General features: G+C 40.3%; 18 protein-coding genes. 9 read left to right on the top strand and 9 right to left on the bottom strand.

Annotation, left to right across the window (positions count from 1 at the left end; translation table 11 throughout):
• Positions 1–43 precede the first annotated feature (43 nt).
• From NU887_RS12175 to NU887_RS12165, 3 genes are all read left to right on the top strand, one after another.
• The gene (locus NU887_RS12175) at positions 44–1,081 is read left to right on the top strand and encodes a LacI family DNA-binding transcriptional regulator (protein ID WP_258423656.1); all 1,038 of its coding nucleotides are present in this window, start codon (positions 44–46) and stop codon (positions 1,079–1,081) included.
• 86 nt (positions 1,082–1,167) lie between these two features.
• Complete coding sequence (locus NU887_RS12170; RefSeq protein WP_258423655.1) at positions 1,168–1,383, top strand: hypothetical protein; 216 nt, start codon at positions 1,168–1,170, stop codon at positions 1,381–1,383.
• A 310-nt stretch (positions 1,384–1,693) separates the two neighbouring features.
• Positions 1,694–3,703: an alpha amylase C-terminal domain-containing protein gene (locus NU887_RS12165; RefSeq protein ID WP_258423654.1), complete on the top strand. Its 2,010-nt coding sequence runs from the start codon at positions 1,694–1,696 to the stop codon at positions 3,701–3,703.
• A gap of 318 nt (positions 3,704–4,021) precedes the next feature.
• Here NU887_RS12165 and NU887_RS12160 read toward each other — a convergent pair whose 3' ends face one another.
• Together NU887_RS12160 and NU887_RS12155 are read right to left on the bottom strand one after the other, a co-directional pair.
• A complete protein-coding gene (locus NU887_RS12160) occupies positions 4,022–4,579 on the bottom strand; it encodes a DUF7010 family protein (RefSeq protein WP_258423653.1) in 558 nt (185 codons plus the stop codon).
• 69 nt (positions 4,580–4,648) lie between these two features.
• Entirely contained in the window at positions 4,649–5,524 is an 876-nt protein-coding gene (locus NU887_RS12155; RefSeq protein WP_258423652.1) for an alpha/beta fold hydrolase, read from the bottom strand.
• Between the two features lie 359 nt (positions 5,525–5,883).
• Between NU887_RS12155 and NU887_RS12150 the strand changes: the two genes are divergently transcribed.
• Together NU887_RS12150 and NU887_RS12145 are read left to right on the top strand one after the other, a co-directional pair.
• On the top strand, positions 5,884–6,939 hold the full coding sequence (locus NU887_RS12150; protein ID WP_258423651.1) for a sensor histidine kinase: 1,056 nt from the start codon (positions 5,884–5,886) through the stop codon (positions 6,937–6,939).
• Between the two features lies 1 nt (position 6,940).
• Positions 6,941–7,642, top strand: a complete 702-nt coding sequence (locus tag NU887_RS12145; protein ID WP_241127612.1) for a LytR/AlgR family response regulator transcription factor — start codon at positions 6,941–6,943, stop codon at positions 7,640–7,642.
• A gap of 24 nt (positions 7,643–7,666) precedes the next feature.
• Here NU887_RS12145 and uxuA read toward each other — a convergent pair whose 3' ends face one another.
• The 3 genes from uxuA to uxaC all read right to left on the bottom strand — a co-directional run bounded on the left by uxuA (position 7,667) and on the right by uxaC (position 11,310).
• Positions 7,667–8,848 carry a mannonate dehydratase gene (gene uxuA / locus NU887_RS12140; protein ID WP_258423650.1) on the bottom strand — a complete coding sequence of 394 codons (1,182 nt, stop codon included), beginning with the start codon at positions 8,846–8,848 and terminating at the stop codon, positions 7,667–7,669.
• 213 nt (positions 8,849–9,061) lie between these two features.
• Entirely contained in the window at positions 9,062–9,868 is an 807-nt protein-coding gene (locus tag NU887_RS12135) for an SDR family oxidoreductase (RefSeq protein WP_258423649.1), read from the bottom strand.
• Between the two features lie 11 nt (positions 9,869–9,879).
• The gene (gene uxaC / locus NU887_RS12130) at positions 9,880–11,310 is read right to left on the bottom strand and encodes a glucuronate isomerase (RefSeq protein WP_258423648.1); all 1,431 of its coding nucleotides are present in this window, start codon (positions 11,308–11,310) and stop codon (positions 9,880–9,882) included.
• A 197-nt stretch (positions 11,311–11,507) separates the two neighbouring features.
• Here uxaC and NU887_RS12125 point away from each other — a divergent pair, with 197 nt between their 5' ends.
• Positions 11,508–12,521, top strand: coding sequence for a LacI family DNA-binding transcriptional regulator (locus tag NU887_RS12125; protein ID WP_258423647.1), 1,014 nt, complete (start codon positions 11,508–11,510; stop codon positions 12,519–12,521).
• A 66-nt stretch (positions 12,522–12,587) separates the two neighbouring features.
• Here the strand turns inward: NU887_RS12125 and NU887_RS12120 are convergent, their stop codons facing one another.
• Positions 12,588–13,943, bottom strand: coding sequence for a Gfo/Idh/MocA family protein (locus NU887_RS12120; protein WP_258423646.1), 1,356 nt, complete (start codon positions 13,941–13,943; stop codon positions 12,588–12,590).
• 14 nt (positions 13,944–13,957) lie between these two features.
• Complete coding sequence (locus tag NU887_RS12115) at positions 13,958–15,343, bottom strand: 3-keto-disaccharide hydrolase (protein WP_258423645.1); 1,386 nt, start codon at positions 15,341–15,343, stop codon at positions 13,958–13,960.
• Positions 15,344–15,664: 321 nt separating this feature from the next.
• Between NU887_RS12115 and NU887_RS12110 the strand changes: the two genes are divergently transcribed.
• Genes NU887_RS12110 through NU887_RS12100 form a run of 3 tightly spaced genes read left to right on the top strand, consistent with a single transcriptional unit; the run spans position 15,665 to position 19,345 of the window.
• The gene (locus NU887_RS12110; RefSeq protein ID WP_420839756.1) at positions 15,665–17,512 is read left to right on the top strand and encodes a glycoside hydrolase family 2 protein; all 1,848 of its coding nucleotides are present in this window, start codon (positions 15,665–15,667) and stop codon (positions 17,510–17,512) included.
• 10 nt (positions 17,513–17,522) lie between these two features.
• Complete coding sequence (locus tag NU887_RS12105) at positions 17,523–18,512, top strand: glycoside hydrolase family 43 protein (RefSeq protein WP_258423644.1); 990 nt, start codon at positions 17,523–17,525, stop codon at positions 18,510–18,512.
• Between the two features lie 2 nt (positions 18,513–18,514).
• The gene (locus NU887_RS12100) at positions 18,515–19,345 is read left to right on the top strand and encodes a maleylpyruvate isomerase N-terminal domain-containing protein (RefSeq protein WP_258423643.1); all 831 of its coding nucleotides are present in this window, start codon (positions 18,515–18,517) and stop codon (positions 19,343–19,345) included.
• Here the strand turns inward: NU887_RS12100 and NU887_RS12095 are convergent.
• Together NU887_RS12095 and NU887_RS12090 are read right to left on the bottom strand one after the other, a co-directional pair.
• Entirely contained in the window at positions 19,342–21,726 is a 2,385-nt protein-coding gene (locus NU887_RS12095) for a hybrid sensor histidine kinase/response regulator (RefSeq protein WP_258423641.1), read from the bottom strand. The two genes, NU887_RS12100 and NU887_RS12095, sit on opposite strands and share 4 nt — an antisense overlap.
• Before the next feature lie 177 nt (positions 21,727–21,903).
• Positions 21,904–23,280 (bottom strand): efflux transporter outer membrane subunit, encoded by a 1,377-nt coding sequence (locus NU887_RS12090; RefSeq protein WP_258423640.1) that lies wholly within the window; start codon positions 23,278–23,280, stop codon positions 21,904–21,906.
• Position 23,281: the final 1 nt, after the last annotated feature.

Below are 23,281 nucleotides of genomic sequence, written 5' to 3'. Positions count from 1 at the left end.
TATAATCTAAAGGGATTATATTAGTATATACCCAAATTAACCGATGATAGAAAAAAAGAAATTAACCTTAAAGGATATTGCAAAGGAACTTGGAATATCTGTTTCTACAGCTTCACGGGCGTTGAAAGAACATCCTGATATAGCCAAAGAAACAATAAAGGCTGTGAAGGAATATGCGGAGGCGCACCACTATGTCCCCAACTTTTTAGCGGTTAATTTTAGAAAAAGCAGGACTTTTAATATCGGATTGATAGTACCGGAATTGGTTCACCATTTTTTTTCTACAGTAATCAGTGGAGCCATAGATGAGGCAAAAAAGTATGGATATAATGTTTTGGTAAGTCAATCCAATGATTTGTTGAAGGACGAAAAAGTAGCGTGTCGGACAATGTTATCATCGAGCGTCGACGGTCTCTTGATTTCAATATCCAATGAAACTTTGGAAGGGGAGCATTTACAAGATTTTCTTTCTGAGGGAAAACCGGTGGTTCAATTTGATAAAATCACGGATCATCTTAATACCCCAAAAGTTACAGTAGATGATTTTGAAGGAGCTTATAATGCAGTCAATCATTTGATAAAGCAAGGATATAAGAAAATTGCACACATCCGGGGGAGAAAAAATGTAAAAAATGCCAATGAAAGATATGAAGGATATCTCAAAGCATTGAAAGACCACCATGTTGAGATTACTGAAAATTGGGTCAAATCCTGTTCAGCAATCAGTGAGAATGAGGGGTATGATTTTGCAAAAGAAATGATGGAATCAGCAAATCCCCCCGATTCGTTTTTTTGTATTACCGATTTGGTGGCTTTGGGTGTCATCAGATACCTTAAAGAGGCAAAGTATGAGATCCCGTATCAAATTGGAGTAATGGGCTTTAGTAATTGGAAACTGGCGGAAGTTGTCAGCCCTGGATTGAGTTCTGTAGACCAACATGGATATGATATGGGTATCAAAGCAATGAAGTTGCTTATAGAATTGATCCAAAACCAAGATTGTGAAAATGAGGAAACAATAGAACTTAAAACCAAACTGGTTATCAGAGATTCTTCTTTAAAAAAAGACTTTATAAAATAATCCCTTAACATTTTCATAAAGTTATTTTAATAATTTGTTCATCTGATTGATTTGAATGCTATATTTGTGTATTCAAAATACAGTTTATGGAGACTTTCTTCACCTTAGCCTTATTGACCGTCATCTATGGCTTGTTTTTTTTATCTATCTATCCAGAAAAGTATCTCAGAAAAATCAGTCACATTTACAACCACAAAAACTTTCCTGAATACAGTAAGTTTTCTTTGAGCGCTCCTATATTCTTTTCTTTTTTGATGGGATATTCTTTGGCTGCAACTATGGTTTTTATTTTTATAAGTTAAAATCAAAAAAGGTTCAATAAGAAACCTGAATTGAAAGTTTTGATTTTTTTAAATTGATAACACTATTTTTATGGGTTAAGTAATTTAAAGAAATTCAATTTAGGGTTTTCATCGCTTCTTTATTTTGAAGTAAAAGTGTAATGATGCTAACGGACCATTCGCAAAAAGTCAGTCTAGTTTAATTCAAAAAGTATTTTAAAAATGCTGATACAATCATCTTGGAGTCGTCCATTTTTAACTTTAAAATAGTTGTAGATTTGGTTTGCCTGATGATTATTATTTAAATTAGAAAAATACAAATTGGTTTTTCGTGAGCAACCCTAAGATTTTACAGATAATTCAAGATTCACCATGGCTTGAAGCCCATGCAGATGATATCCAAGAGAGGTATGAAAGATACCAAGCCACAATTAGATTTATTAACCATGATTATGGTAACCTATTGGAGTTTGCGAGGGCTCATGAACACTATGGTATCCATTTTGACTACTTTAGGAAAGGGTGGGTATATCGTGAATGGGCCCCAAAAGCAAATAATCTATTTTTGATGGGTGATTTCAATCATTGGAATCGGTATAGCCATCCATTGAAAAAAGGGCCCAGAGGTGATTGGGAAATATTTTTACCTTATGATGAATATAAGAATTCATTTGTCCATCAAAGTAAGGTCAAGGTACACATCGAAGGTGAAAATGGAGCCTTGGACAGGATACCTGCTTATATCCGGAGAGTGATTCAGGATGAAGCCACGCATGATTTTACGGGGCAACTTTGGTTCCCGGAGGAGCAATTTTTATGGACTGACCTGGGTTTTGACCCTACGGAAAATCTCAAGCAACCCCTAATCTATGAATGCCATGTTGGGATGGCTCAAGAAAAACTGGGAGTGGGTACCTACATGGAATTCGCTGAAAACATACTTCCCAGAATCAAATCTGCAGGATATAATACTATCCAGTTGATGGCAATCATGGAGCATCCCTATTATGGATCATTTGGTTATCACGTTTCCAATTACTTCTGTCCGACTTCAAGGTTCGGAACTCCGGAAGAATTGAAGTTTTTAATCAACAAAGCCCATGAAATGGGAATTTCTGTTGTGATGGACCTTGTTCACTCACATGCTGTCAAAAATGTGTTTGAAGGTTTGAACGAGTTTGATGGTTCGGACCACCAATACTTTCATCCCGGTCCGAGGGGATACCATGAAGGTTGGGACTCCAAACTGTTTGATTATGGCAAATTGGAAGTCAAGCATTTCTTACTATCCAATGTGCGCTATTGGCTTGAGGAATTTCACTTTGATGGCTTTAGATGGGATGGGGCAACCTCCATTATCTACCTTCACCATGGAAACATTTCATTTGATAATTTGGAAAAATACTTCGACGCAGGTGTGGATGTGGATGCGGTGATTTACCTGCAATTGGCCAATCAGTTGATCCATGCATTTTCCCAAAATGCCATTTCCATAGCTGAAGAGGTTACCGGTATGCCGGGTCTCTGCCGGAAAATCGAGGATGGCGGAATTGGGTTTGACTACCGGTTGGCAATGGGAATTCCAGATTTTTGGATCAAAACACTGAAACATCAACCTGATGAGCATTGGGATCTTTTCAACATGTGGCACGAGTTGACCAATAGACCAGCAACTGAAAAAACAATTGCCTACGCAGAATCCCACGATCAGGCATTGGTTGGTGACAAATCCATTGCTTTTTGGCTGATGGACAAAGAGATGTATTCCAGCATGTCAAAGCTTCAGTCAAGTCTTGTCGTGGACAGGGGAGTAGCATTGCACAAAATGATCCGGATGATTACCATTTCACTTGGTGGGGAAGCTTATCTTAACTTTATTGGCAATGAATTTGGTCATCCCGAATGGATAGATTTTCCCAGAAAAGGCAATGATTGGAGCTATCAATATGCCCGAAGGCAATGGTCCTTGGTGGATACAGATCACCTCCGCTACCGCGATTTGTTTGATTGGGATAAAGCCATGATCAAATTGGTCACTGATCATCAGGTACTAGCTTCTCCTCCTGCAAACCAATTACATCTTGATCCTGACAAAAAAATCCTCGTTTTTGAAAGGGCTGGGTTGATTTTTGCGTTTTGCTTCCATGTTTCCGAATCCTATTTTGGCTTTGAATTCAAGGTTCCTGAGAAAGGAAAGTACAAAATCATCCTGAACTCCGACGACAAAAAATTTGGTGGATTTTCAAGAATAGATGGAAATCCTATTTATTCTACGGATAAGAAGCAGCAACTCCAGATTTATCTTCCAAACCGTACTTGTTTGGTTTTCAAAAAACAATAAAGGGGCACAGAGCCCCTTTATTTTTATAAGCAATGACAGTAGGTATCAACTAAACTTCAAGAAAAGCCTTACTCTCCGTATGAGCAGAAAGGTATTCCGGGCCATTGTCAAGATTATCAACGAACTAAAACCGCGTTTGTTAAATTAAAAATATTAATAGGTAATATAAATCTTTGAGTGATCAAATAAGAGGGATGTTGTTCCTCGGATTTAATTTGGTTTCCTTTTTCAATATATATGGCTTTAATCCTCAAAATGACCGATTGGAAAGGGACCCTTTTTTAAGGACCTATGGGGTGCACTTTCAAAAAGACTTTCCTAAGTGTTAAGTTTAATTTTCATAATCCTCATTCCAATCCAACCTCCCAGTAAAAAAAACATCGCTGAAGTAAAAAGAGGTATTGTCCATACCTGTTCTTGATCCATATTGAATGTCATCAACAATACCCCAAAGGAAATTGTGATAGCACAAACTGCATATCCCATTTCATCATAAAACCATGCGTATGGAAATAAATGAGCACCTGTTATGATTGCATAGGTCATGATGAAGTAGTCAGGATATTTAATCAAAATGAAAATCAAAAATGGAAAATAAATTAATTGGGCAAAGTTTAACCAAAGTCCAAGTGATTGAAGTTGGTTATTGGTTACCTTCCAATTTGTTCCCATGATTTTGGAAAATCCTAAAGCAAGTGGAAGCAAAAAAGCACCTACCATGAAAGTCAATATACTTTTGTTGTATGAGGAATAATCCAAAGTCCAAACCAAAGAAATTGCAAGCCATAATGTACCCGCTGATATAATGAAATCAATTCCCTTTTTTGTCTGTAACTGAATTTCAAATTTTAACTCTGATAAACTCTTTTGTTCCATTGCTTTTAAATTTTGGTTAACTTTTTTGAGTGGGCTTCAAATGCTTGTTTACAAATTATGGTATTGAACTCAATTCAAAAAGGTATCCAATTCAGAATAAAACCACTCCGGTTCGTCATAAAATACAAAGTGGTAAGCGCTTTCGGCTATCAATAGCTTGTATTCAGGAATGGTTTTCAATTGGTCATCCATATTTTTTTCAACAGATTCTTTTGTGGAACCATAAGTTTCATAAGCAGCCCAAGAACCAAAAACCAAGACAGGTACTTTGATTTTATCCATTAATGGCCTGATGTCCGTGGTGTACATTTCACCATAAGCTTGCCCAATGACGGCAGGATTGCTTTTTATTCCCATTTCCACCACTTTTGGACGCTTTTCTTCAGTGGCAATCATGGATGCGATCATCATTTCCTGATTTGCCTTTGCCGCCTCGGGAGACATTTTTGACATGGCCGTGGTCATTTGGGAAGATACTGCTTTGGCTGTCTCTGCGGTGATTCCGGGCATTACCAAAACCGGAAAATAAGGTACACCGTCCACTGACACGATTTTGCCAAAAACATCCGGTGCCTCAGCTGCAGCCCAAAGTCCCAAAAAGCCACCCATGCTGTGTCCAATGAGGGTTGGTTTATTCAGTTTGTTTTCCTTTACATATGCAATCAATTCATTTTTTACTTCTTCCAGATAATGATTCGCTTCGCCTTTTTCTCCATTTCCAAATCCTTTGATCCTGACCAAGTGGAGTTCATTTTTGGTTTTGTATTTTTCGACAAACTCATCCCAAACTTCAGGTGCACAGGCCATACCGTGGATCAAAATTATAGGCTTTCCTTTTCCGACAACTGTGGTTGAAATCAATTCTTGGTTGGCAGAAACAGTTGACATTTGGAAGATGACCAAAATTAAGGCCACTAACATCCATTTGATTTTGTTGGTTTTCATAGTTTTTTGTTTTTGTTTGTCCAAAATTGGAGGTTGAAAACCAACTGAGAAAAATCATTTGACGAAGAGAGATTACTTCCTGACCATCTGTTTTAATTGGGTAAATTTTTGAAAAAGACCGTTTTTACCTTGTAAATAATCCTGGTATGGTGATTTATCTTGGTTTGTCCTTCATATTATCCCTTTGGTCAAGTAATTCTTATTTTTGGTCAATACCAATATTTTAAAAATAGGAGTATGGTTAATTTAGCCTCGAAACATAAGCAGAGTTTTGATTTGATTGGTCTGAAGCTATCAGGATACAGATCGGATGAAAAGGGCTTCTGTAAAGCAAAGAGTGTTTCTAATCAAATTTTAAAATGGTAAATCTCGGAAATTGGACCTATGGTGTTCTATCAAAAATAGGCCGGTATAAAGTCCATCATATCCTGTTTTGGATGTTGTATTATGTGTTTTGGCTATTTTCATACAAGAGTATGTATAAGGACTTCAGCCTGCTTATGAAAGTAACCTCGGTGTATCTGTTTTCGCATGCGACTCTTTATTATACCTCCCAATACTTCCTCAATCCCAAATTACTGAAGAAAGACCGTTCATTTCTATTTCTGATTTCATTTTTGGGTCTTTGTGTATTTCTGTCGTTGTTGATGTATGCTGCAATAGCATTGATCATGGGTAAATCTCCCAATGGCCTTTTTGAAGCTTCTTTTTTCCAAATCATCTCTGTTTTTTTCTTCTCCAATTTCTTTGCAGCAGGAATCATGTTGGCGATAAAGGGATATTTTGAAACCCGGAAAATGCATCGGAAAAATGAATTGCTAGAGAAAGAAAGACTTGAAAGCGAATTGCAGTTTCTGAAATCCCAAGTCAATCCACATTTCCTTTTCAATGCCATCAACAGTGTGTATGTTTTGATCCGGATCAATCCCGAATTGGCATCGGATACTTTGATCAAACTTTCCAATTTGCTTCGTTCCCAACTTTATGATTTTTCGGCCGAAAAGATAGAAATACAGCAGGAAATCGAGTATCTCAAAAATTATATTGAACTGGAAAAAATCCGCAAAGGGGAGCGCCTCGAACTGTCGTTTGAAGAAGGCGATAATCTTGAAGACTTTTCAATTGCCCCGTTGATTCTGATTCCGTTTCTTGAAAATTGCTTCAAACATCTCTCTACCCATACCGATCGACCCAATATAGTCAAGGTTAAAATTTGGTTGGAGGATGGTTTCCTTTTGGCCTATTTTTACAACACTACCGAACCCAAAGAAAAAAATCAGGCAAGAAATACAGGGGGAATAGGACTTGTAAATATCAAAAGGAGACTTGAACTGCTCTATCCAAAATCCCATTGGATTGAAACCAAAGCGGAAAATGACAGTTACGAAGTCAAGTTGAAAATCAGAATTAAGTAATATGAAAATCCGGACAATCATTGTAGAGGACGAACCGTTGGCTAGGGAAGGACTGAAAAGCTATGTCAGGGAAATTGATTCTTTGGAGCTTTGTGCTACCTGCGAAAATGCCCTTGAAGCCAATGAGGTGCTCAAAATTGAAAAGCCGGATCTGATGTTTTTGGATATCCAAATGCCCAAAATCACAGGAATTGACTTTCTCAAATCTCTCCAAACGCCACCGATGGTGATCCTGACCACTGCTTATCCCAATTATGCCCTACAGGGATTTGAATTGGATGTGGTGGATTATTTGGTCAAACCTTATCCCTTTGACAGGTTTTTGAAAGCTGTAAACAAAGCCAAGGATTTATTCCAGCTGAGACAAAATCCTAAAGAAAACCCGATTCAAAAAGAGGCGATTTTTGTCAAAGTCGATAATATCCTGAAAAGGGTCCTGCTTCAGGATATCATTTACATCGAAGGAATGGAGAATTATGTAGCAATCCACACCGGCGAAGGTCGGCTGATTACCCTTATGACTATGAAAAGCATGGAAGAAAACCTTCCTACTGACAGATTTCTGAGGATTCACAAGACCTACATTATTTCAAAACAGCACGTCAAGGGAATAGAAGGAAATGAAATAGACATGGGAAAAACAAAAGTTCCCATGTCCAGAAACAGAAGAAATGAAATCATCGATGAACTGATCGGGCGTTGATTTCTGGTAATTTTACGCTCAAAATCACTTGAGAATCCCAGAATAGATCAGACCTGCTTCCACTCCCCGGATTTCAGCCAAACCTTTCAACCTTCCGATTGCCGTATAACCTGGGTTGACAATCGGTTTTTTGATATCGTCCAACATCTGATGACCATGGTCAGGACGCATCGGAATGGATATGTGACGTTTTTGCTGGACTTTCAGAATTTGATGGATCACTGCTTCCATGGGTACATCACCGGTCAAGTGGTCATCTTCATAGAAGTTGCCATCGACGTCCCTTCTTGTGCTTCTGAGGTGGAAAAAATGGATATGGTCACCAAACTCTTCAACCATTGTGGGAAGGTCGTTGTCCGCTCTGACACCGTAAGATCCTGTGCAGAAAGTAAATCCATTATTTGGGCTGTTATTATCCGTAATGAGCCTTTTCATATCCTTTGCGGTACTCATCACTCTTGGTAATCCAAAAACATCAAAAGGAGGGTCATCGGGATGTATGGCCATTTTGACCCCGTTTTTCTCAGCAATCGGAAGTATGGCATCCAAAAAAAGTTGCAGGTTTCTCTCCAACTCTGCATGTCCGATTCCTTGGTAAGAGTCCAAAGCGGCCTGAAACTGCTCCATGGTATAACCTTCTTCCGATCCTGGAAGACCTTTGAGGATATTGTCATTCACCCTTTTAAGAGTTTCTTCAGAAGCGTTTTCAAAAAACTCTTTGGCTCTTTGGATTTCCTGTGGAGTATATTCCTTTTCGGCACCTTTTCTTTTCAACATAAACAAATCGAAGGCCACGACTTCCTTTTTCTCAAACCGAAGCGCCTTTGCACCATTGGGCAGTGTCCAAGCCAATTCAGTCCTGGTCCAATCCAAAATCGGCATAAAATTGTAGCAGACGATATGGATGCCTTCTGAAGCTAGGTTTTCTAAGGTGGCTTTGTAATTTTCAATATTTCGCAGGAAATCCCCTGAGCGCGTTTTGATGTTTTCATGGACGGGAACAGATTCCACCACAGACCATTTCAAGCCTGCTGATTCGATGGTATTTTTTCGTGTCCTGATTTCCTCTTTGGTCCAAATTTCTCCGTTTGGGATATGGTGAAGGGCAGAAACTATTCCTGTTGCACCTGCCTGACGGATATCTGCCAAGCTTACCGGATCTTTGGGACCATACCAACGCATGGTTTGCTCCATTTTATAAGCCATAGTATTTTGTTATAAGGGTTGTAATTGTTGTAGTGGTTGGAAATGTTGTAGTTGTTTTAGTGGTTATAATGGTTGGAAATGTTGTAGTTGTTGTAATTGTTGTCTGCTTCGCGTTGCCAGGAGGCTTGGTACTTGGTACTTAATACTTTGATCAATCAAGATTAATCTTTATCTCAAATCTCTTGAGTCTTTTGTCTTATGTCTTGCGTCATTTTACACCCCCGAATAAGCACTGAAACCACCGTCGACTGCGACTATGGTTCCGGTCACGAACTTTGAAGCATCAGAACAAAGCCACTGAAGTGTTCCCAATAGGTCCTCGGGTTTTCCGAATCGGGCCATTGGAGTGTGGTTGATTATCTGATTTCCTCTTTGGGTAAGGCTACCGTCTGTTTCGGTAAGCAATGACCTGTTTTGCTCAGTCAGAAAAAATCCGGGAGCGATGGCATTGACCCGGAAGTCAGGTCCATATTTGGTATTGAGCTCTACGGCCATCCATTTGGTCAGGTTATCGATAGCAGCTTTGGCAGAAGCATAGCCCAATACGCGGGTCATCGGTCTGCTTGCCGCCATGGAGGAGATGTTGATGATATTTCCTTTGCCATTTGGTAGCATCAACGGAATGAAGTGCTTGATGGGGATAAAAGTCCCTTGATAATTCAAATCCATCACATTTTTTACAGCCTCAACGGACAATTCACCTATCGTCTGATCCGGCCTGACCACAGCACCGGGCAAGTTTCCTCCGGCAAGGTTGATAAGAATATCAACGGTTCCATACCTCGACTGAATCTGTCTTGCTGCAGCTTCAACTTGAGGTTCTTTGGTCACATCCGCTAAAAACCCGTCTGCTTTCCCGTTTCTAGACCTGATTTCGCTGACCAATTTTTCAACTTTTGATGCTGTCCTGCCAATTATCAGCACGTTGGCTCCTTCTTTGGCAAGGTGAAAAGCCATCGCTTCGCCTAAAACTCCGGTGGCACCTGTAATGATTATTTTTTTATCTGTGATATCAAACATGCTTTTTTGGGTTAATTGCCAAAATCGAAGAATTCGTTGGCATTGTTATAACAGATGTCGCTGATGATCTTTCCAATCCACTGCTCATCATTCGGTAATTCTCCATTTTCGATATCCCTTCCGAATAAATTGCATAAAATCCTTCGGAAATATTCGTGCCGCGGAAAGGAAAGAAAACTTCTGGAATCTGTAAGCATCCCGACAAAACAGGATATCAAGCCAATATTGGACAGAGAATTGATCTGCTTTTCCATGCCGTCTTTTTGATCCAAAAACCACCAAGCCGACCCAAACTGAATTTTTCCTTTGACACTTCCATCGTTGAAATTGCCTGCCATGGTTGCGATTACTTCATTGTCTGAGGGATTGAGATTATAGATGACGGTCTTTGCCAATTGGTCTGATTTATCCAACTCATTCAGAAATCCCGATAGGGCAGAAGCCTGACTGAAATCCCCAATGGAATCAAATCCGGTGTCAGGTCCCAATTTGGTAAGACTTCTGGTGTTGTTGTTTCTCAAAGCACCCAAATGGAACTGTTGTACCCAACCTTTGGCATGGTACATTTTTCCCAATTCTATCAATGTCCGGTATTTGAAGAAGGAGATTTCTTCTTTGCTGAGAACCTGTGCCGAAATTGCTTTCTTGAATATGGTGTCCAAATCAAGCTTTGAATCCGGTTCAAAGTACAGGCTTTCTAATCCGTGATCAGATAATCGTCCGCCTACCTCATGAAAAAACTCTATCCTGTTTTGAAGTGCTGCCAAAAGATCATCATAGGAATTGATGGAAATAGAAGAGGCTGCAGATAGCTTTTCGATATAGCTGTGATAAGTCAAGGGATTTTCAACCGCAAAAGCTTTATCAGGCCGGAAAGCCGGTTTCATTTTTAAACCTGTACCTTGTTTGACAAAATTCTGATGATGGATCAGGTTGTCGGTAGGATCGTCCGTAGTGCAGACCACCTTCACATTCATTTTTGACAGCAATCCTTGGGTACTGAATTCGGAAGATTGAAGTTGACTGTTGCACAGGTCATATATTTCCCTTGCATTGTTATGATTCAGTGTATCATGTATTCCAAAATACCGCATCAGTTCCAAATGGGTCCAATGGTATAGCGGGTTTCGCATGGTATAGGGAACTGCATAGGCCCATTTTTCAAATTTTTCCCAATCACTTGCCTGTCCTGTGATGTATTTTTCGGAAATACCCAAAGCCCGCATTGCCCTCCATTTATAATGATCTCCCGCCAGCCAAACGGAGGTGATGCTTTCGAAAATTTTATTCTCTGCTATTTGATCCGGGGCCAAATGGTTGTGGTAATCAATGATTGGTTGATTGGCTGCATATTCATGGTATAGAATCTTTGCATACTTATTTTCCAGCAAAAAATCTTCTGTTATAAATGATGGGCTTATTTTTGAAATTGACGCAGGCATAGGTTTCAATGATTACAAAGATAAGGTCAATTTAAAATATTAAAGAGAATTCCGGATAACCATTCTTCAAATTTTGATGCAAACGATTTCGGGTCAAAGGATCAATTTTAACAGCAACACCATGGAATTGTGGTTTATTTGGTAAATCGACAAAAGGATGGTTAATTTTAAATTGAATTACTGTTCTCAAAGAAAAAATGGCAGAAGTCAACATCAAATATCTCGCTGAAAAACTGAAACTCTCCCCGTCAACGGTCTCCAGAGCACTAAATGACAGCTATGAGATCAGCCAACCGACCAAAGACAGGGTTATTGCGATGGCGAAAGAGCTCAATTATCAGCCCAATCCATTTGCGAGAAGCCTAAGGGAACAAAAAAGCAAAACCATTGCCGTCATTATCCCGGAAAGGATCAATAATTTTTTTAGTCAGGTGATAGATGGTATTGAAGAAATCACCCAGGAATATGGCTACCATCTTTTGGTCTACAGTACCCATGAAAATGTGGAAACGGAAAGAAAAATAGTCTCTTACCTATTAAATGGACGTGTCGATGCGATCGTGATGTCAGTTTCCAGTCAGACAAAGAAAATAGATCATTTGGAGACAGTTTATTCAAAAGGGGTACCGCTGATATTTTTTGACCGGATCTGCCAGGAAATCCCGACTACAAAATTTATCAGCAACGATTATGAGAATGGGTTTAAAGCTACTGTCCACCTCATTGAAAAGGGTTGCAAAAAGATTTTCTTTTTGATGTTGTCAAAAGAAATATCAATAGGGAGAGAAAGGTTTCGTGGATATCAGGATGCACTCAAGAAATATGGCTTGCCCTATGAAGAAAATTGGATTGTCCAGTGCAGTCAATCCGAAGAGGAAAACATCAAATTGATAGCACGGATTCTATATGGATTGGACAGGCCGGACGGGATATTGGCCTCTGTTGAAAAGTTGGCAATAGCCACTTACCATGCAGCTCGCGAAACAAGACTTGAAATGCCAAAGGATTTTAAAATGGTAAGTTTTTCCAATATGAAAATTGCAGGTTTATTAAAACCGTCTTTGACCACCATTTCCCAGCCTGCCTTTGAGATTGGATCCGAAATGGCCAAGCTACTCATGAAAAAACTTACCAAACCCAATCAACCTGCCTTTGAAAACAAGGTTATCCAAATGCCTTCACAAATAGATTTCAGGGAATCTTCAAACTGAAAAAGACAATAAAAAACCCTATCAGAATTTTCCGATAGGGCAGTTTAATAGGTTAATTTAGAGAAATCAGACTTTCAATTTTGGTTCCCAGCCTTTTTCATATTGCCTAGACCAAAGCTCCATTCCTTTTTTATTTTTGATGTGACCGTTTGTAGGATCACATTCAAAGTTTTCCCCGATTCGGTGGGAGATATTTGCCAAATGACAAAGCAATGTACTGACCGCACCTTCATCGATGGTTGAGTTTTGTTTTTCTTTCCCCCTGATGGCTTCAAAGAAATTCATAATGTGAACAGTTGACATATCGCCTCCGCCGCCAAGATTGGTGCTTCCTTCGACATTTCCTGTTTTGACTTCTTTGATTAGCTTGCCATTGCGGTCAAAGAGCCTGTACAATTCCCTGTTTACAAATACAGAACCCTCAGAACCATAGATGATTGTTCCTCTGTCAGAACCATAAGTGGCGTAGTTGTTTCTGCTTTTTCCATCCCAAAGGATGGTCTTGTCGCCCTCAAATTTGAAAGTAGCAAGCATGGTATCATACATCGTCCAACCGTCATTGACAAAATGGTATTTGCCTGAATCTACGGTCACATGCTTGGGGTATTCCACCTGAAGTGCCCATCGTGCCACGTCCAACTCATGGGTGGCATTGTTTCCTGTTTCGGCTGTCCCATAATCCCAACCATACCAATGCCAGTTATAATCCCAAGTATTGTGGGTATAACTTCTCCTTGGCGCCGGTCCTTGAAAAAGCTCCCAATCCAATCCTTCGGGTGGATTGGCTGCCGTCTGCAAGGGAACTTCGCCCCGGCCATTGATATAAAAAGCAGTAGCCCGGAAGGCTTTACCAATAATTCCATTATGAATCTGATTGATGATTTCGATGGTATGGTCAGAGGAGCGCTGTTGGTTACCCATTTGGATTACCTTGTTGTACTTGTTTTTATAAGCAATCAATAATTCACCTTCCCAAGGATTGTGGCTGCAAGGTTTTTCTACATAGACATGTTTTCCGGCTTCCACTGCCATCCATGTGCCGGGCGCATGCCAATGGTCAGGGGTAGCATTAATAAGTACATCTATTTCCTTGTCTTCAATAACTTTTACGATGCTGTTTTCAAGCTTGGGTATATAATCGATGTGCTTGGAAAAACTTGCAGCAGCATCGTCTCTTTGGGATTTCATGACATCGCAAAGCGTAACTAGGCGGACATTGCTTTTCGGTAATGCAATCGGTTCATAAAAAGCACCTAGTCTCCTTCCCAAGCCTGCTATGGCGACATTGAGACGGTCATTGGCACCGATGATATTCCCGTAGCTTTTGGCTGAAAATCCAACTGCTCCCAAATAGGAAACCCCTGCAGTGGCCAAAGCTGCTTTTTTGATGAATTCCCTTCGGTTGTTTTTATTGTTGTCCATGGTTATTGGGTTAATTACTTCAGTTCTTTGATTTTTATGTTTTTGAAATGTACTTCATTGCCGTGATCCTGCAGCAGGATATGGCCTTCTGGTGCTTCGCCAAAATTTTCCCAGATTTTATACTTACTGATGGCAACCAGTTTTTTGTATTCCTCCGAACCCCTGACATATTCTACCACTTTGACCCCGTTGAGGTAATGTTCTACTTTGTTGTCAGGATACACCACCACGCGGCCCTTATTCCATTCTCCGGGACCTTTTACAAAACGTGGCTGCTTGTCAGCCTTGATCAGATCGTAGAGAGAAGCCAAAGTCCTGTTGCCTTCGATTCCCATTTTGGCATCAGGATGATTCTCGTCATCCAATATCTGGTATTCCAAACCAATAGCCGAACCTGAGGTCTGTTCATTGAGTGTGACAAAATATTTCAAGCCGCTATTTGCCCCTTCGGTAAATTTGAAATCAAAAGCAAGGTCAAATGCACTGTATTTGTCAGTTGTGACAATGTCTCCGAAATTGCTGGATTCACCGCCATCGGCATTTTCGACCATCAGGATGCCATCTTTGATATGCCATCCTTTTTCGGGAAATGTCTCCTTGTTGGCACTTTTCCAACCTTCAGAATTCTGTCCGTTGAAAAGCAATTTCCATCCCTTCGATTCTTCAAATGCCGTCAATTCATTCAATCCCGTATTGACCACAAAAATATCTCCAGTAAATGGAGTAGGGGTCAGGTTCTCAGTTTGTACCCTTACATTTTTGAAATAAGTTTTATTCCCCTCATCTTCAGGTTTATCGATACTGTGTACCTGTAGTCCTATAAATCCCTTCGCGTCCATATCATCAACCAGGTAGGCGACTTCTTGCCCATTAACCCATGTTTTTATTTCCTTTCCAATCGCCTCAATCCGGTAGGAATTCCATTCTCCCATTTTAAATGCTGACTTTGCTGCAGGATTCAAGTCTAAAGGATACAGCCAACCCCTTCTTGCCTCATCGTACAATCCGCCTGACCAAGCCCTTTCTGTTGGATCAGCTTCGATCTGATACCCAAAGACCAAACCTTGCCCATCTTTGCCTGCGGGATCATATTGCCCTCTTGCCATGACACCGGAATTGCTTGAAAGGTCCTCGATTTTGAGATCCAATTCCAATATAAAATCACCATATTCCTGCTCTGTGACCAAAAAAGTGTTGGGCGTATTCGCTTTTGCATATCCTACAACTTCTCCATTTTCAATTTTGAATTCAGCCTCTCCGCCCAAGATTTTCCATCCCTTAAGATCTTCACCGTTAAATAATTCGGTCCACCCATCCGCAGTATTTGTTTCCTTGGGTTGACAGGAAAAAATTGCCATAAAACAAACTAGAGATAGTAATTGAATTGAGATTCTATTCATAAAATTGGGTTTTGTTTCAGATACCAAAGTCCTTAAAAACAAGGTCATTTTCAAGGTTATCAAGTTCTAAATTACGCAATCGATTTCGAGTTGGCTATTGTCAAACATTATTTTAACAAGGTAAAAAATTATAAAAGAATAAAATTCCCGGAATTGACAAAAGGGAAATAAGGTGTTTGAGCCAATACTCCCAAGTGAAGAAATGCTCCTCCAAAATCTTGCTACATCCTTTTGGGAATTTCTTTCAGTTTGACTTGGTTTCTGTTATATTGAAATCCAATCCATAGAATTCTTGTTAACAATCCTCCCAAAATAAAACCTATGAAAACCAAATCTCTAAGTTTTTTCAATTTCATCCTGATGTTTCTTTTAGGATCATATTCACCTTCATTTGCACAGCAGATCAATACCAAACCCATACTCTCTCCATGGGCCGAAAATGTGGATTCCAATGCGCCACATCCAGAATATCCAAGGCCTCAGATGGTCAGAGGAAGTTGGAGAAATCTCAACGGCCAATGGGATTACGCCATTTTGGAAAAAGGAAATGGAGCACCGGTAACTTTTGATGGAAAGATCACTGTTCCTTTTCCTGTCGAATCTTACCTTTCGGGAGTGACCAAAGCGGTTGGCGCAGAAAAGGAATTGTGGTACGACAAGGTCATTCAGGTTTCCAATACTGAAAGAAAAGGGAAGGTTTTGCTTCACTTTGGAGCAGTGGATTGGGAATCAGAGGTTTTTGTCAATGGAAAATCCGTAGGCAAACATCAGGGAGGATACGATCCTTTTTCATTTGACATCACAGATTTTCTAGCCAAAGGTGTGGATCAAAAAATCACGGTAAGGGTTTGGGATCCTAGTGACAAAGGCCCTCAGCCACGAGGCAAGCAGGTCAACCAGCCAAGAGGAATTTGGTACACGCCTGTCACAGGAATTTGGCAGACGGTTTGGTTGGAGTTTGTTCCTACCACCTATATCACCCATATCAAAACCACTCCAGATTGGGACAGCGGGACTTTTCAATTTTCCATAAATGCCAATACTTCAGATCCGACTTTGACTTATAAAATTACTGCGATGGACAAAGGGGTCAAAGTCGCTGAAAGTACCGAGGGTTTTGGAAAAGAATCAATCCTTAAAATCCCAAACCCAATCAGTTGGTCATTGGAGAATCCACACCTATATGACTTTGAAATCAGCTTGCTAAAAGGAAAAAAAGTCATTGACAAAGTTACTTCCTATGGCGCCTTGAGAAAGGTTTCCATTGTTTATGATTCCAAAGGAATGCAGCGTTTTGCTTTGAATGATCAAGAGGTATTTCATTATGGTCCATTGGATCAAGGTTGGTGGCCTGATGGATTATACACTGCGCCTACTGACGAAGCTTTGGCTTTTGACATCATCAAGACAAAAGAATTGGGCTTCAATATGATCAGAAAACATGTCAAAGTCGAGCCGGCCCGCTGGTATTATCATTGTGACAAGATGGGGATAATGGTTTGGCAGGACATGCCGAGCGGGGATATGGGAAATAGATGGGAACAAAAGCTAGGCGTAATCGGAAAAGGCACTGATCGGGAAAGGACTCCTGAATCTGAAGCCATTTACAAAAAGGAATGGAAGGCCATCATCGATGCCAATTACAACTTTCCTTCCATCGTGGTTTGGGTGCCGTTCAATGAAGCTTGGGGACAGTTCAAAACCCATGAGATATCCGATTGGACCAAATCCTATGATCCGACGAGATTGGTCAACAGTGCCAGTGGAGGGAATTTTGAGTTGAAAGGTGCAAAAATCGCAGGTGATATCCTGGACGTGCACAACTATCCGGATCCGGTGATGCCTTCTGCTGAGTTGTTTGGCAAGATCCAGATTCTGGTTTTGGGAGAGTTTGGCGGGTTGGGATTACCGGTAGAAGGGCATACCTGGCAGGAAAAAGATAATTGGGGATACCAAAGTTTCAAGTCCAAAGAAGAACTGTTGGACAGGTATAAAATCCTGATGAAAGACTTGAAGGATTTGATTCCTATGGGCTTGGCCGCAGCTGTCTACACACAAACGACAGATGTCGAAATTGAGACCAACGGGATTTTGACGTATGACAGGAAAGTGATTAAAATGCCTGTGGATGTTTTGAAAAAGTTGCATAGTGAATTATATAAAAAGTAAGGGGCCCAAGATGCAAAAAGTAATCAATTTAATAGGCGTAGTAATTTGTGCAGTCAATTTCCTTTCATGCTCCCCCGAAAAAAAATCAACAGAAATTAAACTCTCTGGCAATCCGATTTTTGAAGGATGGTATGCAGATCCGGAAGCAATCATCTATGGGGATACTTATTGGATTTACCCGACTTATTCTGACAAGTTTGCAAAACAGGTCTTTATGGATTGTTTTTCTTCCAAAGACCTGATCAACTGGACCAAGCATGAGCGGATTATCGATACCGCAGCGGTTCAATGGGCCGATTCAGCGATGTGGGCACCCGGCGTAATTGAAAATAAAGGGAAGTATTTCCTTTTCTTTGCAGCCAATGATGTGCACGAAGGTCAGGTCGGGGGAATCGGTGTGGCAGTCGCTGACCAACCTCAGGGACCATTTAAAGATTTGCTTGGGAAGCCTTTGATCAATGACATTGTTAACGGCGCCCAACCCATAGATCAGTTTATTTTCAAAGACAAGGATGGTGGTTTTTTGATGTATTATGGAGGTTGGGGTAAATGTAATGTGGTCAGGTTAAATGATGATTTTACCGGCCTGCTGCCTTTTGAGGATGGTGAATATTACAGAGAGGTGACTCCGGAAAGTTATGTGGAAGGACCGTTTATGTTTATCAGGGAAGGAAAATATTACTTTATGTGGTCCGAAGGAGGTTGGACTGGTCCTGATTATAAGGTAGCTTATGCGATTTCAGATAGCCCTTTTGGGCCCTTTGAACGAATCGGAGTAGTGCTCGAGCAGGATCCTGAAGTGGCAACAGGAGCAGGACATCATTCTGTTTTATTTGAACCAGGTTCAGAGCAGTACTACATGGTGTACCACAGGAGACCTTTGGGTGAAACAGACGGAAACCATCGGGTAACCTGCATCGACAAAATGGAATTTGACGAAAAAGGTTTTATCAAGCCTGTAAAAATCACTTTTGAAGGAGTGGCTGCCAATCCATTGTAGCAATGACCGTTATGATTGAGGTAAAACATCTATTTTATGAATTGGATTTCCTGCTGATTGACTTACTCAAAAGTCTGGAACCTTCCGATTGGGAAAAACCTACTTCAGCCAAACTTTGGAATGTGAAGGATGTTGCTTCCCATTTGTTGGATACCAATCTGCGCACTTTAAGTATCCAAAGAGATGGATATTTTGGGGAGAAACCACCTCAGTTCAAGGAATACAAGGATTTGATTTCATGGCTTAACCAATTAAACGCAGATTGGGTCAATGCCAGTAAAAGGTTAAGCCCTGATGTTTTGATTGGTTTATTGGAAAGTTCCGGCAAAGAGGTTTCGGATTATTATGTCAGCTTACCTGAAATGGAGGAAGCGATATTTTCTGTGGCTTGGGCAGGGGAGGAGAAGAGCCTGAATTGGATGCATCTTGCGAGGGAATACACCGAAAAATGGCATCACCAACAGCAAATCAGGGATGCAGTCGGTAAACCCAGCTTACTTCAGGCAAGGTATTTCGAACCTCTGATGGACACATTTATGATGGCTTTGCCTTTTACTTTTGCCAAAGAAAATGCAATAGATAGCACCGTGATAGAAGTCAAGATTGTTGGAGAGTTTTCAAAATCCTGGTGGCTTGAAAAAAACCAAGATCTTTGGAAATTAATCAAGCAGGGAAGTAATCCGCCGACTTCCATTGTCCAATTAGAAGATAAAATAGCCTGGAAACTTTTTTGTAAAAACCTCCGGCCACAGGACATATTGCATAAAATTGAAATATCGGGAGACTTGAAATTGGGAAAAAGAGTGCTGGAAATGGTATCAGTTATGGCTTAAACCACCTGCGAAATATCGAGAGTCTGCAAGTACAAGCACTTTTTGACTTTAATATACAATTCCTCCTGATCCACCGGCTTGGTAATGTATTCATCCATACCCACCTCCATCACTTTCTTTTTGGCTTTTTCCGTCGCGTCCGCTGTTACTGCAATGATGGGGATAGATTTATACAAATCACCGCAATCGCCCTTTCGGATGGCCTCTGTGGCCTCATAACCGTCCATTTCGGGCATTTGCAGGTCCATCAGGATAAGGTCAAACTTTCCGGCGCTGAGTTTTTCTAATGCTTCAAGACCATTCATTGCAGTGTCAAAAGTGGTGTTTTTCCATTTTTTCAATATGGATTTCATCACCAGTTGGTTGACGGGATTGTCTTCTACGACAAGGATGTTTTTGCCTTCAAGGTCATAAATTCCTTTTTTAATAAAGTCATTTTCGACAATTGTCTTCTGCTCAATGGTTTCAAAGTTAAGGTCAACCATGACCTGAGTCCCTTTCCCTTGCTCACTTTGAAGGTCAAGTTTTCCCCCGTATTGTTCTACTAGTGCTTTTACAATGCACAGTCCTAATCCAAATCCTCCAAATTTCCGCTTATCATCAATCTGTTCTTGGATAAATGACTCAAAGATACTGTCCAGTTTTTCTTTTTGGATGCCTACTCCCGTATCGGAAATCTTAAAAACCAAACCAACAGAATTTCCACCTTTAGACGAAGTTTGGATACTGAGTCTGACTTCTCCACTGGAGGTGAATTTTATGGCATTGCCGAGAAGGTTGAAGAGAATCTGACGGGTTCTGTGAAGATCACCGATAATGAATTGGGGGATTTGGTTAATCTCTTCATAGATGAATTTCAAACCTTTGTCACCGGCTTGTTTTTCACAATTACTTCTAATTTCCTTCAATAGTCTGTGGAAATCAAAAGATTTGTATTCAAGCTTTAGTTCCTTTTTTTCGATCCTTGAATAATCCAGAATATCATCTATTGCGCTTAGAAGTCCAGCGGATGAATATTGGATGACTTCTATTTCGTCTTTGGTTTTTTGGTCTGAAACCGATTCTTGGATTGACCTTGAGAGTCCGATTATGGCATTTAATGGTGTCCGCATTTCATGGCTGATATTGGAAAGGAAAAATGACTTGATTTCATTTGATTCCTGAGCCCTTTGAAGGGCTACTGCCTGCATCTTTTCCTTGTCCGTCTTTAGGATTTTGATTCTGTTGGACATGGAAAGTGAAAGAAACATGACTTCAAGTCCGGTTCCGATTTTAGAACTGAATTCGGTCCAATCGGAATTTGGGATGAGGTTAAAATTATTCAGGATAAATACCATGAAACCCAAAAAGAAGGCTGCTATACCCAAACTGAAGAAGATATCAGGTGACTTTCCATGGATGTATCCTGAAATCAAGGAAGCGATTACATGAAATAAAATCAATATTCCCAACAGGTTTACCAAGGGATAATAATATTTCATTCCAGCCTGAAAAGTGAAAATCAAAACCAACAGACCTATCAGGGAGAATAATAAAATATTGAAAGATTGGTGAATTTTAGTACTGTAGTCTTTTACAGAAAGGTAAACCTGTGCATATCTGCCAAAAGCTATTGCCGAAACTGTTGCAAAAATCAAAACCGCATTTTTGGAAAACCAACCTCCGTTGGGGGTGATGTATTGATAAAAATAACCATCCAATCCGAGATGTAGGAAGATGATGGAGGTCACGTAAGCGGTGTATAAAAGAAAACTTTTCTCCTTGATGCCAAAATAAAAGAACAGGTAAATAATTCCTGCTAAAAGCAAAAATCCATAGAAAGCACCAAAGACCAATTGGTTAAAGTAGGATTCTCTGATCATACTTTCTGAATCAAACAACCTGAGCGGAAGGTTAATGACTTCACCATCACTGCTGAGGTGCAGGTAAAACTGATACTCTTCTCCCGGATGTAAGGTAATAGGAAAGATGATATTTCGATGGTATAATGGCCTTTCGCTGACTTTACCCAAATCCCCACTATGGAGTTTTACAACCGTACCCGTTTTGTTGACTTGATATAAATCCACAATATCCGTTATGGGGCGTGCAGTCTCCAGGTACAATTTGAGGGGAAAATCCTCTTCATGAGATAACTTAAACCGAACCCAATAATTGGAATCTGTAAAACCCAAGTTTGTATTTAGATTTATTAAAGGAATGAACTCAAGAGTATCTTCGGCATTTAGGAATTTGTCGAATTCCATATCAAGGTCTCCAAGATCCACAATTTCGGCCGTGGAATGGATACTAGATGGGTAAGAATGGGGCAATTGCTGACTGAGAACTTCGTGAAAAAAAACAAAGGTCAACAGTATGGCAGCGCATAACTGTTTGATCATAAGAAATTTGCTTGGGGGTGATTAGCAAATGAAAATATATAGCTATAAATATTGGACTTCTAGCCTAAAAAAACAACTTGTTTATGAAATTTTGCGAAAAATCGATATAAAATGGTTGTTGTTCGCCTTTTTTGTTATAACCTAGTCAATGAAATAAAAGGAAATGGTCGGTAAATTCTACCAACCACCTCCCAATGCTTTATACAATCTGACAGTAGACACAAGCTGATTTTCCAAAGCCAAGGATTTTTCAAATTCTGAATTGAAAAACTCCCTTTCTGCATCAAGTACCTGCAGGAATGAGGTATAGCCATTGTCATACAGCGCCTTGGATAGCATCAAAGATTTTTCTGTGGCTGCGACTTGGGTTTTCCTTGCTTCAAATTCATTGCTGTACGTCCTGATCTCTGCCAATGAATTTTCTACCTCTGCAAATGCCGTCAAAATTGTTTTTTCATATTGAAACCCAAGTTGTACAGCTTTGGCACGTTCAGCTTCTACCCGTCTTTTGTTTTGTCCAAACCTGAAAAAAGGACCTGCCAATTGCCCGGAGAGAACTCCAAGTCCCGCCTGACTGCCAAACAAGGTTGAGATTTGTGGACTTGCCACTCCCAACATACCTGTCAAGCTGAGAGAGGGAAATCTCAAAGCAACGGCAACACCTATGCGTTCTGTCTGTGCGATCAACTGTTGTTCTGCAATCTTGATATCGGGTCTTCTTTCTAGCAATTCCGAAGGCAATCCACTCGGGATTTCCAATGGCAACTGCTGTTGGTTATTTTCTAAGCCTCTTGAGATAGGAATGTATGTTCTACCCAACAAAACATTAAATGCATTTTCAGTGAGGATGATACCTCGCTCAAGGCTGTATATCTGCGCTTTTGCGACAGCTGCTATTTGCTCAGCCTGGAGTTTATCCAATTCAGACACATTTCCCTTTTCAAACCGGGCGGTGATGATTTCCAAATATTCCAAGCGGGTTTCATAGGCCCGTTGGGCGATTTCCAGCCTTTCATCCAATCCCCGAAGCCTGAAATACAGTTCTGCCACTTGAGCGACCAAACTGATGTACAAGGATTTCTTTGATTCTTCTGTTGCCATCAATTCCGCGAAGGCAGCACGGTTGGCATGGCGAAGCTTACCCCACAGGTCGATTTCCCATGACACATTTCCCAATAATCCCACCATGGTAGGTGAAAATGTCACTCCTGCCTGTTCGGATAAATTTCTGAATTCGGTAGTCCTTCCCATGGCACTGTAATCAAGGAAAGGATAGAGATTGGCTTTATTATATCCTAAAATAGCCTTTGCCTCTTCCACACGGTACACTGCCGTCATCAAGTCCAAGTTGGAGTCTAAGGAAATCTGTATCAGACTTTGCAACAAACTGTCCTGATAAACCTCCCACCACTTCAAATTTGTGATGGAATCAGTTTGAGCCACAGCTTGTACATAGCCAACAGGCTTTTGGGTTTCAGGTCGGGAATACTTTGGTCCAACAGCACAGCCATATAAAGTAAGCAGGACAAACAGTAGAAAATATATATTCTTCATA

The organism is Aquiflexum gelatinilyticum (genome assembly GCF_024741135.1).
Taxonomy (GTDB): domain Bacteria; phylum Bacteroidota; class Bacteroidia; order Cytophagales; family Cyclobacteriaceae; genus Cognataquiflexum; species Cognataquiflexum gelatinilyticum.
This window is presented reverse-complemented; position numbering and strand designations above follow the sequence as displayed.